Genomic DNA, 15,778 nt, shown 5'->3' on the forward strand with positions numbered 1-15,778 from the left:
TTCGCTGGATGAACAGCGTTTAATAATCAGGCCCCAGCTTCGGCCGGACGGTTCTCCACCATGGCCAGCAAGGTCTCCAGCCGGTCGGCCTCCAGCGCCGGCTTATCCGTCCGCAGCCGGGCGATGCGTGGAAAGCGCATGGCCACCCCTGACTTGTGGCGGCTGGAGAGCTGGGCGGCGTCGAAGACGACCTCCAGCACCAGGCTCTTCTCCACCTCCCGCACCGGGCCGAAGCGGCCGATGGTGTGGTTGCGGATCCAGCGGTCCAGCCAGACCAGTTCCTGGTCCGTATAGCCGGAATAGGCCTTTCCCACCGGCACCAGTTCCCGCCCCCCTGCCCCATCCTCGCGCCAGAGGCCGAAGGTGTAGTCGCTATAGGTGCTGCTGCGCCTGCCATGACCGCGCTGGGCATACATCAGCACCACATCGACGCTGAGCGGCGCGCGCTTCCATTTCCACCACATGCCCTTGGGGCGCCCGGCGACATAGGGCGCGTCGCCGCGCTTCAGCATCAGCCCCTCGATCCCGGCGGCCCGCGCGCCGTCCCGCAGCGCCGAAAGCTGGTCCAGGGAGACGAAGGCGATCTGCGGCGAAAGGTCCATGGCCTTTGGCTTCATCCGCGCGAACCAGGCCTCCAGCCGCGTCCGGCGCGTGTCGAAGGGCAGCGGGCGCAGATCCTCCCCATTCTCGAAAAGGATGTCATAGAGGCGAAGCCCGGCCGGGTAGTCCCGCAACATCTTCGGACCCACCACCTTGCGATTCAGGCGCTGTTGCAACTCTGCGAAGGGGGCGACCTCGCCGCCCCGTATCACCAGCAGCTCTCCATCCAGCACGGCGTGAAAGTCGAGCGACTGCATGACATCGGGAAAGGCGACAGAGTAGTCTTCCCCCGTGCGGGACCAGAGCCGCCGTCCGCCCGGCCCGGCCGAGACCTGCACCCGCACCCCGTCCCATTTCCACTCCGCCCGGTAGGCGGCGTGGTCCAGGATGGCGATATCCGCCTCCTCCAGCGCATGGGCCAGCATCGCCGGGCGGAAGACCGGCACGTTCTGCGGGTCCGGGCGCGGCGAACGCCCCTCGAGCCAGGCGAAGAGCGGCAGATAGGGTACGGGGATGCCGTGCCAGAGTTCCTCGATCTCCTCCACCGGCTTGCCGGCCCAGTCAGCCAGCGCCTGCCGCGCGAGGCGGGCGGAGGCCCCCACGCGCAGCCCGCCCGTCACCAGCTTGATCAGCGCCAGCCGCCCGCCGGCGTCCAGCACATCCAGCCACTCCGCGACAATGCCGGGGATATCGGCCTTGTTGGCCAGTTCCAGCGTCTCCACCACTTCCGAGAGAGCGGGCGGCGGGCGATTGGGGCGCGGCTTGGGCTCTGGCCAGATCAGCGCCACCGTCTCGGCGAAGTCGCCGACATAGTCATGGCTCAGCGCCAGCAGAACGGGATCGGTGCGGCTGGCCACGAGGTCCCGGATCAGTGCCGGCTTGGCGGCGGTGAAGCTCAGCTCCCCGGCGATGGCGGCCAGCCCGACGCCCCGGTCCGGGTCCGGCTGGGTGGCGAACCAGCGCCGCAACAGGGCCAGCTTGGCATTGCGGCCGGGGGTGAAGATCAGCCGCTCCAGCAGGTCGGCGAAAGCGGGAAGGCTCATGCCTCCACCTCCTGCAACGGCAGGTCCGCCTCCACCTCATCCTCCTCCCGCCCCAGCAGATGCAGCGCGCGCCCGCGCACGCCCCGCTGCGCGAGGGCGTGGATCAGGGCCTCCTCCCGCCCATGCGTCACCCAGACCTCCGGCGCGCCGACTTCCTCGATGGTCTGCAGCAGGTCGGGCCAGTCGGCGTGGTCGCTGACCACCAGCGGCAGTTCCACGCCGCGCGCCTTGGCCCGTTGCCGCACCCGCATCCAGCCCGACGCCAGGCAGGTCACAGGGTCGGCGAGCCGCCGCGCCCAGGGGCTGGCATCGGCGCTGGGCGGCGCCAGCACCACCTCGCCGGGCAGCACCGTCTCGCCGCGCCGCGTCGGCCGTGGCACCGGCAGCAATTCCCCCAGCTTCGCGCCGAAATGCTCGTACAGCGCGCAGACATTGGCCTGGGCGCCATGCAGGTAGATCGGCCGGTCGTAGCCCGCCGCCCGCAGCTCGGCGATCAGCCGCTGGCACTTCCCCAGCGCGTAGCAGCCCACCAGATGCGTCCGCTGCGGGAAGAGCGCCATGCTGTCCAGCAGCCGCCGGACTTCCACCTGGGCGGGCGGATGCCGGAAGACCGGCAGCGCGAAAGTGGCCTCGGTGACGAAGACGTCGCAGGGCACCGGCTCGAAGGGCCGGCAGGTCGGGTCCGGCTGGCGCTTGTAGTCACCGGAGACGACGATGCGGCTGCCCTGCCATTCCAGCATCACCTGCGCCGAGCCCAGCACATGCCCCGCCGGCAGCAGCGTGATCCGTACGCCGTTCTGCTCGATGGCGCGGCCATAGGCCAGCGGCTGCTGCACCCTCCCGGCGGCCGCCGTGCCCAGCCGCAGGTTCATGATGGCCAGCGTCTCCGGCGTCGCCAGCACGGAGTCATGGCCGGGGCGGGCGTGGTCGGAATGGCCATGGCTGATGACCGCGCGCGGCACGCCCGCCTGCGGATCGACGAAGAAATCGCCCGGCTCGCAATAGAGACCCTGCGGCAGGACGCGGATCCAGGTTTCGGGATGAGGTGGAGTCGGCACGTGAGCGTAACGCACTATACACTCATTGGTTCAGGCGATCTCCCGCACCAGCTTGGCGCGCATGGCGCGGGCGAAGTCGGGGCGTCCCTCGGCGGTCATCACGAAGGCGCCGGGCCCGCCGATCACCCCCCGCCCAAAGACATCCGCCAGGCCGGGCACGCCGCCCAGGATGGCCAGGGCATTGATGCTGATGCCGGCCTCCACCGCGTCATCCCGCGCCACCGGCGCGGAGCGCAGGCCGCGCATATCCGGCGCGTCGCCGGAGACGTCGATCACCTTCCGCGCGGCCCGGAAGGGGGCGCCGGCGATCAGCCGCGCCGCATGGTCGATGGCATCGCCGATGGCATTCCAACTCTGGCGGGAACGTGGCGCCGCGCGGAAGGCCTCCGCCACCCGCGCCGCGCTGGCCGGGCCATCCACGCGCTGCCAGTCCACCACCGTCGCCGCCCCGCCCGGCGCGCCCCATTCCACCATGGCGATGCCGATGGCCCCCATGGGGCCGCCGCGGATGGCCGCCAGGACGGAGGCATGCTGGATGGCCTCGGCGCAGCCATCCCGCTGCAACCGGAATTCCGCCTCGTCGATGCTGCCGGAGGCGTCGATGGCCACGACCAGCAGCAGATCCACGTCACCCTCCGCCCATGCCGGCACGGCGGCCAGGGAGGCGGGCACGGCAAGCAGGTGGCGGCGCAGCATAGGATGATACCCTCTGTGAAGGTGCAGGGTCGGCAAGGACGCGGATATCTGTCAATTAACCATCCAGACGCCCTGGGCACGGGCAGGCTGGCGCCGGCGTGGGCAGAATGCCCGTCCGGCTGAGATGGCGCGGTGGATGAGACGGCGCGCGCCGCTTGCGCCCTCTCCTAAGCCTTGCTCAAGTCGGTACGTTAATTATCCGGAAGGCTTGTCGTCCCCCGGACGGCGCCAGCGAAGAGGAAGACGCAACCAGCCGTGGCAGATCGAACGTCCTCCGCCTTCGACGAAATGCACGCCGATGGCGCCATCCGTCCCCCCTACGCCGAAATGGCGCGCTTCCTCGCGGCCCATGGCGAAGCCGCGCTGGAACAGAAGCGGAAGGAGGCCGAGGTGCTGTTCCGCCGCATCGGCGTTACCTTCGCCGTCTATACCGAAGGCGGCGACCCCGAGCGGCTGATCCCCTTCGACGTCATTCCACGAATCCTCTCCCATGCCGAGTGGATGCATCTCTGCCAGGGCCTGGAGCAGCGCGTGCGGGCGCTGAACGCCTTCCTGACCGATATCTACGGGCCACAGGAGATCATCAAGGCCAACCGCATCCCGCGCGAGCTGGTGCTGGAGAATGAGGGCTACCTGCCGCAGATGCGGGGCTTCACGCCGCCCGGCGGCGTCTGGACCGTCATCTCCGGCATCGACCTCGTGCGCACGGAGGCCGACGCCTTCTCCGTGCTGGAGGATAACTGCCGCACGCCTTCCGGCGTCTCCTACATGCTGGAGAACCGGGAGGCGATGTTCCGCCTCTTTCCCGAACTTTGCGCCAGCCACCGCATCGCCCCCGTCAGCCACTACCCCGAGGAACTGCTGGAGACGCTGAAGAGCATCTCTCCCGCCTCCTGCGAAGGCGAGCCCCGCGTCGTGGTGCTCACCCCCGGCCCCTATAACAGTGCCTATTACGAGCACTCCTTCCTGGCCGATGAGATGGGCGTCGAGCTGGTGGAGGGCGCCGACCTCTTCGTGCAGGACGAGGTGGTGTTCATGCGAACCACCGCCGGGCCGCAGCGGGTGGATGTGATCTATCGCCGTATCGACGATGATTTCCTCGACCCCGAGTGTTTCCGCGCCGACAGCGTCGTGGGCGTGCCGGGGCTGATGGCCGCCTATCGCGCCGGCAATGTCGCCCTGGCCAATGCGCCGGGCACCGGCATCGCAGATGACAAGGCCGTCTATCCCTATGTGCCGGAGATGGTGCGCTTCTATCTGAAGGAGGAGCCCATCCTGGCCAATGTGCCGACTTTCATGTGTGAGCGCCCGGCGGACCAGGATTACGTGCTGGCCAATCTGGACAAGCTGGTGGTGAAGCTGGCGCGCGGCTCCGGCGGCTACGGCATGCTGGTGGGGCCCCACGCCACCGAGGAGCAGCGCGCCGATTTCGCCGGGCGCATCAAGGCGCGGCCGGGCGACTACATCGCCCAGCCCACCCTCGCCCTCTCCACCGTGCCGACGCTGGGGGAGGATGGCATCGCCCCGCGCCATGTGGACCTGCGCCCCTTCATCCTCTTCGGCAGGACCATTCGCATGGTGGCGGGCGGGCTGACGCGCGTGGCCCTTCGGCCGGGTTCGCTGGTGGTCAATTCCAGCCAGGGCGGCGGCACCAAGGATACCTGGGTGCTGCTGGAGGACCCGTCCGGCGAGCCTCCGTCCACCCCCGCCTCGCCGGAGGCAGAAGCAGCGCCCGGCCCGGCCCAGCCTCAGGACGCTCAGTCACAGCAGGGCCAGTCGCAGTCGCAGGGCAGCCAGCCGCGAGGGAAAGCCTGACACCATGCTCTCCCGTACTGCCGACTACCTCTTCTGGCTCGGCCGCTATTCCGAGCGCGCGGGCAATGTCGCACGTGGCCTCGCCGCCACCACCCGCATGGTCATGCTCGCGCGCCCCCTCTCCGCCGGCGACGAATGGCGCGCGTTGCTGATCGCCACCGGCTCCGAATCCGCCTTCCGAGCCAAGCATGCCCAGCCGACCCCGGAAGCGGTGGTGCATTGGCTGACGCTGGATCTCGATAATCCCAGCGGCATCGGCGCCTGTGTGGAGGCGGCCCGGCGCAATGCCCGCGCCGTCCGCTCCGCGCTGACCGTCGATATGTGGGAAGCGATCAACGACAGCTGGATCGAGTTCCGCCGCATGGACGCCGGCGTGATCAGTGGCGACCGCCTGCCGGGCTTCCTGGACTGGGTGCGTTCCCGCGCCCTGCTGTTCAACGGCGCCGCCACCGATACCATGCTGCGTGACGATGCCTGGCGTTTCGTCCACCTCGGCACCATGCTGGAACGCGCCGACAATACCGCGCGCCTGCTGGATGTGCGCCACGCCGCCTTCGCGCCGGAAGCCGCGGGCGATGCAGCCAACTACGCCCAGTGGCAGGCGGTACTGCGCGCCGTCTCTGCCCTGCGCGCCTACCAGCATGTCTATCATGCCCGGTTGCAGCCCCGGCTGGTGGCGGAGCTGCTGCTGTTGCGACCGGAACTGCCCCGGTCGCTGGTGGCCTGCTACAGTAATGTCGAGACGGTGCTGAAGGCGATAGCCAAGGAAAACGGCGGCATCGAGGGCGAATGCCACCGGCTGGCCGCGGCGCTGCAGGCGCGCATGCGCTCCGGCGAGATCGGCAGCATCCTCGATGCCGGGCTGCACGACTTCCTGACCCAGACCATCGACCACAATATCGAGCTGGGGCGGCAGATCGGGCGGCACTATCTGGGGGCACCGCAGGAATGACCTACTGCGTCGGGCTCTGGCTGGAAGATGGCTTGGTGATGCTGGCAGATACCCGCACCAATGCGGGCGTCGACAATATCTCCACGTTTTCCAAGATGCACACCGCCACCTCGCCCGGCGAACGGATGCTCTGCCTGCTCTCCGCCGGCAATCTCGCGATCACCCAGGCGGTCTGGAACCGGCTCTGCGAGGGCGTGGCGCTGGAGGGGGAGAAGCACACGCTCTTCACCATCCCCAGCATGTTCCGCGCCGCGCAACTGGTGGGGGCAGCGATCCGCGCGGTCCATGCCTCGGACGGGCCAAGCCTGAAGGCGCTCGGTATCGGCTTCGATGTTTCCATCATGCTCGGCGGCCAGATCGCCGGCGGGCCAGTGCGGCTCTATCTCGTCTATGCCGCCGGCAATTTCATCGAGGCCACGCCCGATACGCCCTTTCTGCAGATCGGCGAGCACAAATACGGCAAGCCGATCCTGGACCGCGCCCTCAACCACCAGACCAGCCTTGAGGACGGTGTGAAGCTGACCCTCGTCAGCATGGACAGCACGCTGCGTTCCAACCTGTCGGTCGGGCTGCCGCTGGACCTGCTGGTCTATAAAGCCGGCCGCTACGAGGTCCGGCTGCAACAGCGCGTCACCGAGGCAGACCCGTATTTCCGTGATCTGCGGGAGGCTTGGTCCGTCGCGCTGCGGGACGCTTACCAGGCCATGCCCTGCCCAGGCTGGCTCTAGCGACGGCGCGCCGCGCCACGAACAATCCACCCAGGCCGGCCAGGAAGAGGCTCAACACGCCCGGTTCCGGCACCTCGGTCGGCGGCGTGGGCACGTCCGATGATCCGCCCGCTCCGCCCGGCCCACCTGATTCGCCCGGTCCGCCAAGTCCACTTGGTCCACCAGGTCCACCAGGTCCGCCAGGTCCGCCAGGCCTGCCCGGCTCTTGACCGGGGTCGCCCGGAAACAGCACCGTTTCGGCTATTTCGGCATCAAGCAGTGCCATCATGGCGAAATCCCGCCACCCGAAGTCCGCTCCGCCCCCGAGTAAAGGCGCGCCATTCAAAGTAACGCCGTCCAGGACGCTCGCCTGCCCGGTGTGGAGGGTGTCCAGCGCAAAGGGGGGCGTCCAGCCGGATCGAGCCACGGCGGCTGGCTCCTGGGGTGTCTCGCCGTCCATCGGCAGCATAAACGGCACCATCAAGCAGGCCAGCCCCCCAAGCGGGATGGCTGTTGCCGCCCCGATGCCCCGCCGGGCAACCTGCGGTGCCGCCGCGCCAACACCTTTCTTCACGCTTTGTCCCGCACGCCGCACGACCCGCCGGGCAGTGCCTGCGGCTCGGCGTACGACCCGGGCTACGGGCCGACAAATCCACATGTACTGCAGCATAGCCAGTCCCTTCACTCCACGACGCCGGTTTGCGTGTCTTTTTTGCGAAACCGGATCGTTGACCGAATTCCCCCTGACTGTTCCGATTTCAGAAGATTTTTGAGGCGCCCATACCCTATTTCTGCCACCAATTCAAGCAATATCGGGAAAATTCTTTAAAATGAGGCAGATAATCTGCCTAAAATCCAGTCATTTTGACGGCTTCCGATCTTACGGCGAAGTTCAAGCCGTCATGAATTCTGACAGCGCGAAGCGCCTGCCTGTCGAAAAGGAAGGGAAGAGGCCGAAGAGCCGCCGGATCCTCTCAGCAACGGAGAGCCGAGGCGATGTTGATGATCGGCCCGGCCTACACCCGCTGCGTCGGCGGGAGTTCCTGGCCCGGAAGAAGGTGTTCAAGATTGCACAGCCCTTGCGCGGCAGGGCAGTGCCGGCTCGCCATAAGAGGCGGCGCCTGGGCTGCCAGCATGAGGTCGCGCCTGTGCTGAAGGACTGGCCCCGTGCCGCTGTCTGATTCTCGCCCACTCGGCCACCGGGCCTTGACATCGCCTTATGGGATCCCGCCTCGACATCAGAACCAGACATCCGACCGCGCTGCGGCGGGCGCAAAGCATTGAATGCTTTAAATTTTCTTTTGGTTGTTGCCGAATAGCAAGTGCTGCAGAAAGCTCAAAGGGCATACTGTATATAAGCTTATTCTTATATGATCATCTGGCCATGTCATGGCCCGCCTGAGCAGTTTTTGCTTTGCGCCAGAATTTTCGCGTGTTACCGGTCGGGCATGACGTCCGCGACAAGCCGGCCGATGCCCTCGCATCGGCGCAGACCCGCGGCGTTCCCGTGCAAATTCGCACGGAGCGCCTTTCCGCTCCGGGGCACGGGTCATGCGAATAGCTCACGGTCGAAGCAGCTCCCCCGGCTGACGATCGCGGCTCTCGCTACGGCCCTTGTTCTCGGCGCGCCCATCTTGATGTCCAGGCCCGCCGAGGCAGCTGGACCACGATCCGCCTGCCTTGATGCCGCACGGGCCGCAGAAGCTGCCCACGACCTGCCCGATGGGCTGCTGGTCGCTGTTGCACTGGCTGAATCCGGGCTCCACGCCAATGCCCTGAACATTGGCGGCCGGTCTTACTATCCAGAAACTACCGCCCAGGCGCGGAAGTTGCTGAACGGTGCCGGCGCGCGCCAATCCGTGATGGCCGGCTGCATGCAGGTCAATGCGCGAGTGCATGCCAGGGGCAGCGACTGGCCGCTCGATCCCGGCAAGGCGACCACCTGGGCCGCGAAACATCTGCGGATGCAGTATAACCGCACCGGCAACTGGGCCGATGCCATTCGTGCCTGGAATGGCGCCCGGCCCGGCGTGGCCAACAAGCTGGTCTGCCGTGTGCAGGCCAAGCTGCAGGTGCTCAACTCGCGTGAGAACCTGATGGGCCGCACCGGCTGCCGCAGCAATGAGATCGCCCGCGTGCGGCGCAGCGGAGCGACTCTTCTGGAACTCGCCGAAGCGCCTGAGAACTGAGCGCCTTAGGCCTTATTTCACCAGCGGCGCGGCCCGGTCACGGCCGCGCCGCTTCCGCTTTCAGGCGCCTAGATAGAATTTGATGGCCGAGAGCAGTGCGATCAGCCAGACCGCGCCATGCACCTGCGCTGCCCGGCCAGCGACGACCTTCACCAGCGCATAGGTGATGAAGCCGAGGCCGATGCCCGTGGCGATGGAGAAGCTGAAGGGCATGGTGACGGCCGTGACGATGGCCGGCAGGTATTCGGTCGTGTCATCCCAGGCCAGGTCCCGCAGCCCCTGCATCATCAGGCAGGCCACCAGCACCAGCGCCGGCGCCGTGGCGAAGGCGGGGATGGAGGTCGCCAGCGGCGCCAGAAACAGCGTCAGCAGAAACAGCGCCGCGACGGTCAGCGCCGTCAGGCCCGTCCGCCCCCCGGCCTGCACGCCCGCCGCGCTCTCGATATAAGAGACGGTGGTGGAGGTGCCGAGCGCGGCGCCGATCATGGCACCACCGGAATCCGCCATCAGCGCGCGGCCCAGTCGCGGCACGGTGCCGTCCTTGTCCATCAGCCCTGCGCGGTGGGTGGTGGCGATCAACGTGCCAGCATTGTCCAGCAGATCCACCATGAAGAAGGTGAAGACGATGCCGAGCAGGCCGAGGCTGATGGCGCCCTGGATGTCCATCTGCATGAAGGTCGGCGCCAGGGAGGGCGGCAGCGAGGCGATGCCCTGGAAGGTGGTCAGCCCGAAGGGGATGCCCAGCAGCGCCGTGATGATGATGCCGATGACGATGCCGCCCGTGATACCCCGCGCCACCAGCCCCGCGATCAGCACGAAGCCGATGCAGGAGAGCAGGGTCGAGGTTTCCTGCAGCGAGCCGAGCTGCACCAGGGTGGCGGGGTTATCCGCCACGAGCCCCATGCCCCGCAGGCCGATGAAGCCGAGGAAGAGGCCGATGCCGGCGGCGATGCCGAGCTTGAGGGAGAAGGGAATGGAGTTGATCAGCCATTCCCGGAAGCCGGCGACGGACACCGCAAAGAAGATGAGGCCCGAGAGGAAGACCGCGCCAAGCCCGACCTGCCAGGACACACCCATGCCGCCCACCACGGCGAAGGCGAAATAGGCGTTCAGCCCCATGCCCGGCGCCAGCGCGATGGGGTAGTTGGCCAGGAGACCCATCAGGGCAGATCCGATGGCGGCGGCCAGGCAGGTGGCGACGAAGGCTGCGCCATGGTCGATGCCGGCGGCGGCCATCATGCCCGGATTGACCACGACGATATAGGCCATGGTCAGGAAGGTGGCCAAACCGGCCATGATCTCGGTGCGGGGCGTAGTCCCCCGCGCCGAGAGGCTGAAGAAGCGGTCCAAAGCGATAATCCCCGGAATGTCCTGGTCTTGTAACGCAAGATACAAGCCGCGTGGGCCACCCCACAACAGGCAGCGCATGAGGGGCCGCCCCTCACAAAAAAACGCCCCGCGCGATGCACGGGGCGTTTCCTTCCGGCCATCCCTTTCGGGACAGCCGGGCCGAAGCTGGACGGCTTCAGACGGAGTAGTACATCTCGAACTCGACCGGGTGCGGCGTGTGCTCGAACTTGTACACGTCCTGCCACTTCAGCTCGATGTAGCTCTCGATCTGGTCCTTGCTGAAGACGTCGCCGGCCAGCAGGAACTCGTGGTCGGCGGCCAGGGACTCCAGCGCCTCGCGCAGCGAACCGCAGACGGTCGGGATGTCCTTCAGCTCTTCCGGCGGCAGGTCGTACAGATCCTTGTCCATGGCTTCGCCCGGGTGGATCTTGTTCTTGATGCCGTCCAGGCCCGCCATCAGCATGGCGGCGAAGGCCAGGTAGGGGTTCGCGGTCGGGTCGGGGAAGCGGACCTCGACGCGCTTGGCCTTCGGGTTTGTCGCATAGGGGATGCGGCAGGAAGCCGAGCGGTTGCGGGCCGAATAGGCCAGCAGCACCGGCGCCTCGAAGCCCGGGATCAGGCGCTTGTAGGAGTTGGTGGAGGGGTTCGTGAAGGCGTTCAGCGCCTTCGCGTGCTTGATGATGCCACCGATGTAGTACAGCGCCTCGTTGGACAGGTCGGCATAGCCGTTGCCCGCGAAGAGCGGCTTGCCGTTCTTCCAGATGGACTGGTGGACATGCATGCCCGAGCCGTTGTCGCCATAGATCGGCTTCGGCATGAAGGTCGCGGTCTTGCCGTAGCTGTGCGCGACATTGTGGATCACATACTTATAGATCTGCATGTGATCTGCATGCTGCACCAGCGGGCCGAACTTGGTGCCCAGCTCGTGCTGGGACTGCGCCACCTCATGGTGGTGCTTCTCGCCGACCACGCCCATCTCGATCATGGTGGACAGCATCTCGGCGCGCAGGTCGCTCTCGCTGTCGACCGGCGGCACCGGGAAGTAGCCGCCCTTCACCAGCGGACGGTGGCCCATATTCCCTTCCGGGAAGTCCTTCATGCTGGCGCCCGGGCCCTCGATGCTGTCGAGGGAGTAGTGGCCGTAGTTGCCGCCCGTGCCGAACTTCACGTTGTCGAAGATGAAGAACTCGGCCTCGGCGCCGAAGAGCGCGGCGTCACCGATGCCGGTGGAGGCCACATAGGCCTCGGCCTTCTTGGCGGTCGAGCGCGGGTCGCGGGAATAGGACTGGCCGGTCGAGGGCTCGATGATGTCGCAGATCAGGATCAGCTGCGGCTTGGCGGCGAAGGGGTCCATGCAGGCCGTGGCCGCATCCGGCATCAGGATCATGTCGGACTCGTTGATCGCCTTCCAGCCGGCGATGGAGGAGCCATCGAACATGATGCCGTCCGTGAACATCTCCTCCTCGACGGTGGAGACGTGCTGGGCCGTGTGGTGCCACTTGCCCTTCGGGTCAGTGAAGCGGAAGTCAACGTATTCGACGCTGTTCTCCCGGATCATCTCCATGACCTTGGAGACAGCGCTGGGCGCTGCGGCGGGTGCTGCGGGCTTCTTGGCCATGCTCTGTGGTCCTGTTCCCTAGATACGCTTCAAAACTCAAAAACCGCGCGGCGGAATTCACTTCCGTCGCGTTCAGGCCCCACGCGCCGCGATGCGCGCGAAGCCTCTGACCACCACCCCCACCCCCCGGTGCGGGCAGCGAAAATCCTGCGGGCTTGCCGCTGCTCAGACCGCGTCCTCGCCCCGTTCGCCGGTGCGGATGCGGATGACCTCCAGCACGTCGGAGACGAAGATCTTGCCGTCCCCGATGCGCCCGGTGCGGGCGGCGGCCTGGATGGCCTCGATGGCGCGCTCGGCCAGATCGTCGGGGCAGACGACCTCGATCTTCACCTTGGGCAGGAAATCGACGACGTATTCGGCCCCGCGATACAGCTCGGTATGGCCCTTCTGCCGCCCGAAGCCCTTGGCCTCGACCACGGTCAGACCCTGCAGGCCGATCTCGTGCAGCGCGTCCTTCACCTCGTCGAGCTTGAAGGGCTTGATGATCGCCTCGATCTTCTTCATCGGCTCCATTCGCGGACCACAGCCTTGATCCGCAAGGCCGGGGCCGTCCTCTTCCCCCCAGGTGTCCCGCCCCGACCGTGGCGGCAGGTTCATCCGGTCGCCCGGGCGGGTTCGACCTGCTGTGTCGCACGGGGCGAGCCAGGGGGGCAATGCCGTCTCAAAGGGTTTTCCACTGTGAAGCCGGAAGTCACGGCAGAAACCGCCCTTATATTTGGCAGTATGCACAGGAAAGGGGCAGTGCCTTCCGGGGCGACGGTTGCATCGAACCGGGCCGGCGCTCATGATCCGGTTTCTCCAGCCACGTCATGAAGGCAGCGCCCGCACGCCATGAAGCCGTTGAACGCCTTGCTCTCCGCCACCGGCACCACCGTCTTCACCGTCATGTCGGCCCTGGCCGTCCAGCACGGCTCCATCAATCTGGGTCAGGGCTTCCCCGACTACGAGGGGCCTGAGGATGTCGTGAAGGCCGCCGCCGACGCGCTGCTGGACAACCGCAACCAGTATCCGCCCATGACCGGCCTGCCGGAACTGCGCCAAGCCGTGGCCGAGGCGAACCGCCGCTTCTATGGGCTGGAGATAGACCCGGCCAGCGAGGTCGTCGTCACCTCCGGCGCCACCGAGGCCCTGACCGCCTGCCTGATGGCCGTGCTGAACCCCGGCGACGAGGTCGTGCTCTTCGAGCCGCTCTACGACACCTATCTTCCGGTCGTGCGGATGCTGGGCGCGGTGCCGAAGCTGGTGCGCCTGACGCCGCCGAAATGGGAGCTGCCGCGCGAGGCCCTCTCCGCCGCCTTCGGTCCCAAGACCAAGGCGGTGCTGCTGAACACGCCGCTGAACCCCGCCAGCAAGGTCTTCACCGCCGCCGAGCTGGCTTTCATCGCCGAGCTGCTGCAGCGCCACGATGCCTATGCCATCTGCGACGAGGTCTATGAGCACCTGACCTTCGACGGCTGGAAGCACATCCCGCTGATGACCCTGCCGGGCATGCGCGCCCGCTGCATGCGCGTCGGCTCCGCTGGCAAGACCTTCAGCCTCACGGGCTGGAAGGTGGGCTACGTCACCTGCGACGCCAGCCTCGCCCCCAATGTCGCCAAGGCACATCAGCTGCTGACCTTCACCACCCCGCCCAACCTGCAGCGGGCGGTGGCCGTCGGGCTCCGCAAGGACGACAGCTACTTCGAGACCCTTTCCGCCGAGTTGCAGGCCAAGCGGGACCGGCTGGCCACGGGGCTGGAGAAGCTGGGCTTCGGCGTGCTGCCAGCCCAGGGCAGCTATTTCATCACCGCCGACTTCTCGCCGCTCGGCTTCTCGGGCGATGACGTGGCCTTCTGCCGCCATATCACCGAGGCCGCGAAGGTCACGGCGATCCCCGTCTCCGCCTTCTACGACAATTCGGCGGATGCGCCGAAGCACTATGCCCGCTTCGCCTTCTGCAAGAACGACGCCGTGCTGGACGAGGCCCTGGCCCGCCTCGCGGTCTGGAAGGCCGGACGCGCGCCTTCCGCCGTGGCAGTCTGAACCGACGCCCACCCCCGCCCGGCCGGAACCGGGCGGGGGTCTCACGGGCTCAGCCCGCGATCATCCGCTTCGCCACCGCCTCACCGATCATCACACAGGTGAAATGCGTATTGGCACGGCAATCCGCCGGCATGATGGAAGCATCGGCCACCCGCAGCCCTTCCACGCCCTTCACGCAGGCATCCGGGTCCACGACGCCGCGCGGGTCCTCCCAGGCGCTCATCCGGCAGGTGCCGGCGGCATGCTGGATATCGCCGGCCTGTTCCAGCATCAGCGCATCCAATTCCCCCTCCGGCAACGCCGCCGCCTGGTCCAGCGCCAGATCGGTCTCACCGAAGCGGATTCGCTCAGCGATCCCGGCCATGGCGGGCTGGGCGGAGAGCACCGCCAGCCGCCGGACCGCGTCGCGCATCCGCAGCCGGTCGCGCGGGTCATGCAGCATGTTCTCCTCCACCACCGGGTCCTGCTCCGGCTCCGCCGAGGCGAGCGTCACGCTGCCGCGTGAGAAGGCGTCGAACAGCCCGGCCGCCACGGCCCCGGTCGGCGGCAGCTCTCCGACGGGCACGAGGGTGCGGTGGTTGAAGCCGATCAGGATCATGTCCCGCAGCCCGCCGCCGCCAAGGCCGGAACTATAGGTGACACAGCAGTTGGTGTGGCGCGCATCGCTGCTGGCAGCACGGAACTCCGGCTTCAGGAAGAGCGTGGCGCGCACGACCGGATGGTCCATGAAGTTGCGGCCGACATCGGGCAGGTCCACTGCGACCCCGATTCCCTTGTCGTGCAATGCCTCGCCCGCGCCGATGCCGGAACGCATCAGGATGGCCGGGGAATGGATGGCACCGGCGCAGAGCACGACCTGCCGCGCCGTCAGTTCCACCCAGCCCTGCCCAGGCAGCGCCACCCGCACGCCCCGAACGCTGCGCCCCTCCAGCAGTACGCGGTCAACGAGCGCATCGCCGCGAATCTCCAGGTTGGCCCTGCTGCGAATCGGCTCCAGATAGGCGTCGTTCGTGGTGACGCGCTTCCCGTCACGGCTGTTGATGGGGTAGCAGGAGACGCCCTCCCCCTCCGGCGCGTTCAGGTCGGGGTTCCAGGGATAGCCGGCCGCCAGGGCCGCGTCGCGCAGCGCCTTGTCCACCGCGCCCCAGCTTTCCTGCGGCGCGCGATAGACGGGAATCGGGCCGCCGGCACCGTGATAGGGCTGGCCTGCCATCTCCGGATCATCCTCGAAAGCCGCGCAGACCGGCAGCATCTCCTCGGCCGACCAGCCCTCGCAGCCCAGTTCCGCCCATTGGTCAAAGGCCGCGGCGACGCCACGGATGGCGATCTGCGCATTCACCAGGGAGCTGCCGCCCAGCGCCTTGCCGCGCCAGTAGAACTTCGGATCCTGCGTGGCCGTGCGGCGGGAATTCAGCCCCGGCCACTGCCAGGCCGCCTGCAGCGCGGGGTCATGGATGCCTGGAATCGGGTTGGGTGAGCGCAGCACATGAGGCAGCTCCGCCGCGCGCCAGTCGCGCCCGGCCTCCAGCAAAAGCACGCGCCGGCGGGGATCTTCCGAAAGCCGCGCCGCGAGAGGCGCGCCAGCCGAACCGGCACCAACCACGATGACATCATACATGCCTTGATCCACCTTGAAGCTTACAATCTGCCGCGATTGCCTTTCGTCCCATCATCTGCCTTTCTCGGCAAGGAGGAGAGCAAGACTGGAAATACTTTCGCGGTGTTGCT

Annotated in this window: 13 protein-coding genes; 5 read left to right on the plus strand and 8 right to left on the minus strand. The window is 67.3% G+C overall.

Going from position 1 to position 15,778, the window contains the following annotated elements:
• Window positions 1–26: 26 nt before the first annotated feature.
• The 3 genes from IAI58_RS12305 to IAI58_RS12315 are packed head-to-tail and all read right to left on the minus strand — an operon-like array spanning window position 27 to window position 3,397.
• Window positions 27–1,643, minus strand: a complete 1,617-nt coding sequence (locus IAI58_RS12305; protein WP_207445502.1) for a cisplatin damage response ATP-dependent DNA ligase — start codon at window positions 1,641–1,643, stop codon at window positions 27–29.
• Window positions 1,640–2,716, minus strand: coding sequence for a ligase-associated DNA damage response exonuclease (locus IAI58_RS12310; protein WP_237182848.1), 1,077 nt, complete (start codon window positions 2,714–2,716; stop codon window positions 1,640–1,642). The genes IAI58_RS12305 and IAI58_RS12310 overlap by 4 nt, the downstream gene beginning before the upstream one ends.
• Window positions 2,717–2,731: 15 nt before the next feature.
• Complete coding sequence (locus tag IAI58_RS12315; RefSeq protein WP_207445501.1) at window positions 2,732–3,397, minus strand: DUF1194 domain-containing protein; 666 nt, start codon at window positions 3,395–3,397, stop codon at window positions 2,732–2,734.
• A 255-nt stretch (window positions 3,398–3,652) separates the two neighbouring features.
• Between IAI58_RS12315 and IAI58_RS12320 the strand changes: the two genes are divergently transcribed.
• From IAI58_RS12320 to IAI58_RS12330, 3 genes are read left to right on the plus strand one after another with little or no spacing between them, the layout of a single operon-like run.
• Window positions 3,653–5,212 carry a circularly permuted type 2 ATP-grasp protein gene (locus tag IAI58_RS12320; RefSeq protein WP_456315959.1) on the plus strand — a complete coding sequence of 520 codons (1,560 nt, stop codon included), beginning with the start codon at window positions 3,653–3,655 and terminating at the stop codon, window positions 5,210–5,212.
• A 4-nt stretch (window positions 5,213–5,216) separates the two neighbouring features.
• Window positions 5,217–6,164, plus strand: a complete 948-nt coding sequence (locus IAI58_RS12325; protein WP_207445500.1) for an alpha-E domain-containing protein — start codon at window positions 5,217–5,219, stop codon at window positions 6,162–6,164.
• Window positions 6,161–6,892 (plus strand): proteasome-type protease, encoded by a 732-nt coding sequence (locus tag IAI58_RS12330; protein ID WP_207445499.1) that lies wholly within the window; start codon window positions 6,161–6,163, stop codon window positions 6,890–6,892. The genes IAI58_RS12325 and IAI58_RS12330 overlap by 4 nt, the downstream gene beginning before the upstream one ends.
• Here IAI58_RS12330 and IAI58_RS23475 read toward each other — a convergent pair.
• A complete protein-coding gene (locus tag IAI58_RS23475) occupies window positions 6,795–7,541 on the minus strand; it encodes a PEP-CTERM sorting domain-containing protein (RefSeq protein WP_419555780.1) in 747 nt (248 codons plus the stop codon). The genes IAI58_RS12330 and IAI58_RS23475 overlap by 98 nt on opposite strands.
• Before the next feature lie 967 nt (window positions 7,542–8,508).
• Between IAI58_RS23475 and IAI58_RS12340 the strand changes: the two genes are divergently transcribed.
• On the plus strand, window positions 8,509–9,060 hold the full coding sequence (locus IAI58_RS12340; protein ID WP_207445542.1) for a transglycosylase SLT domain-containing protein: 552 nt from the start codon (window positions 8,509–8,511) through the stop codon (window positions 9,058–9,060).
• 60 nt (window positions 9,061–9,120) lie between these two features.
• On the opposite strand, the gene IAI58_RS12345 is transcribed toward IAI58_RS12340, so the two are convergent.
• The 3 genes from IAI58_RS12345 to IAI58_RS12355 all read right to left on the minus strand — a co-directional run bounded on the left by IAI58_RS12345 (window position 9,121) and on the right by IAI58_RS12355 (window position 12,532).
• Window positions 9,121–10,410: an NCS2 family permease gene (locus IAI58_RS12345; RefSeq protein ID WP_272874773.1), complete on the minus strand. Its 1,290-nt coding sequence runs from the start codon at window positions 10,408–10,410 to the stop codon at window positions 9,121–9,123.
• Window positions 10,411–10,585: 175 nt separating this feature from the next.
• Window positions 10,586–12,028 (minus strand): type I glutamate--ammonia ligase, encoded by a 1,443-nt coding sequence (glnA, locus tag IAI58_RS12350; protein WP_207445497.1) that lies wholly within the window; start codon window positions 12,026–12,028, stop codon window positions 10,586–10,588.
• A gap of 165 nt (window positions 12,029–12,193) precedes the next feature.
• Window positions 12,194–12,532 carry a P-II family nitrogen regulator gene (locus IAI58_RS12355; protein ID WP_207445496.1) on the minus strand — a complete coding sequence of 113 codons (339 nt, stop codon included), beginning with the start codon at window positions 12,530–12,532 and terminating at the stop codon, window positions 12,194–12,196.
• A 327-nt stretch (window positions 12,533–12,859) separates the two neighbouring features.
• On the opposite strand from IAI58_RS12355, the gene IAI58_RS12360 reads away from it, so the two are divergent.
• A complete protein-coding gene (locus tag IAI58_RS12360) occupies window positions 12,860–14,050 on the plus strand; it encodes an aminotransferase (RefSeq protein ID WP_207445495.1) in 1,191 nt (396 codons plus the stop codon).
• 49 nt (window positions 14,051–14,099) lie between these two features.
• Here the strand turns inward: IAI58_RS12360 and IAI58_RS12365 are convergent, their stop codons facing one another.
• Entirely contained in the window at window positions 14,100–15,668 is a 1,569-nt protein-coding gene (locus tag IAI58_RS12365; RefSeq protein WP_207445494.1) for a GMC family oxidoreductase, read from the minus strand.
• Between the last annotated feature and the right edge of the window lie 110 nt (window positions 15,669–15,778).

Source organism: Roseomonas marmotae (assembly GCF_017654485.1).
GTDB lineage: Bacteria > Pseudomonadota > Alphaproteobacteria > Acetobacterales > Acetobacteraceae > Pseudoroseomonas > Pseudoroseomonas marmotae.

Bases quoted from the DNA above. Each gene is read 5' to 3' on its own strand.
- IAI58_RS12325 (WP_207445500.1), top strand. From the start codon at position 5,217: ATGCTCTCCCGTACTGCCGACTACCTCTTCTGGCTCGGCCGCTATTCC.
- glnA (WP_207445497.1), bottom strand. From the start codon at position 12,028: ATGGCCAAGAAGCCCGCAGCACCCGCCGCAGCGCCCAGCGCTGTCTCC.
- IAI58_RS12355 (WP_207445496.1), bottom strand. From the start codon at position 12,532: ATGAAGAAGATCGAGGCGATCATCAAGCCCTTCAAGCTCGACGAGGTG.
- IAI58_RS23475 (WP_419555780.1), bottom strand. From the start codon at position 7,541: ATGCTGCAGTACATGTGGATTTGTCGGCCCGTAGCCCGGGTCGTACGC.
- IAI58_RS12330 (WP_207445499.1), top strand. From the start codon at position 6,161: ATGACCTACTGCGTCGGGCTCTGGCTGGAAGATGGCTTGGTGATGCTG.
- IAI58_RS12305 (WP_207445502.1), bottom strand. From the start codon at position 1,643: ATGAGCCTTCCCGCTTTCGCCGACCTGCTGGAGCGGCTGATCTTCACC.
- IAI58_RS12340 (WP_207445542.1), top strand. From the start codon at position 8,509: ATGTCCAGGCCCGCCGAGGCAGCTGGACCACGATCCGCCTGCCTTGAT.
- IAI58_RS12365 (WP_207445494.1), bottom strand. From the start codon at position 15,668: ATGTATGATGTCATCGTGGTTGGTGCCGGTTCGGCTGGCGCGCCTCTC.
- IAI58_RS12315 (WP_207445501.1), bottom strand. From the start codon at position 3,397: ATGCTGCGCCGCCACCTGCTTGCCGTGCCCGCCTCCCTGGCCGCCGTG.
- IAI58_RS12360 (WP_207445495.1), top strand. From the start codon at position 12,860: ATGAAGCCGTTGAACGCCTTGCTCTCCGCCACCGGCACCACCGTCTTC.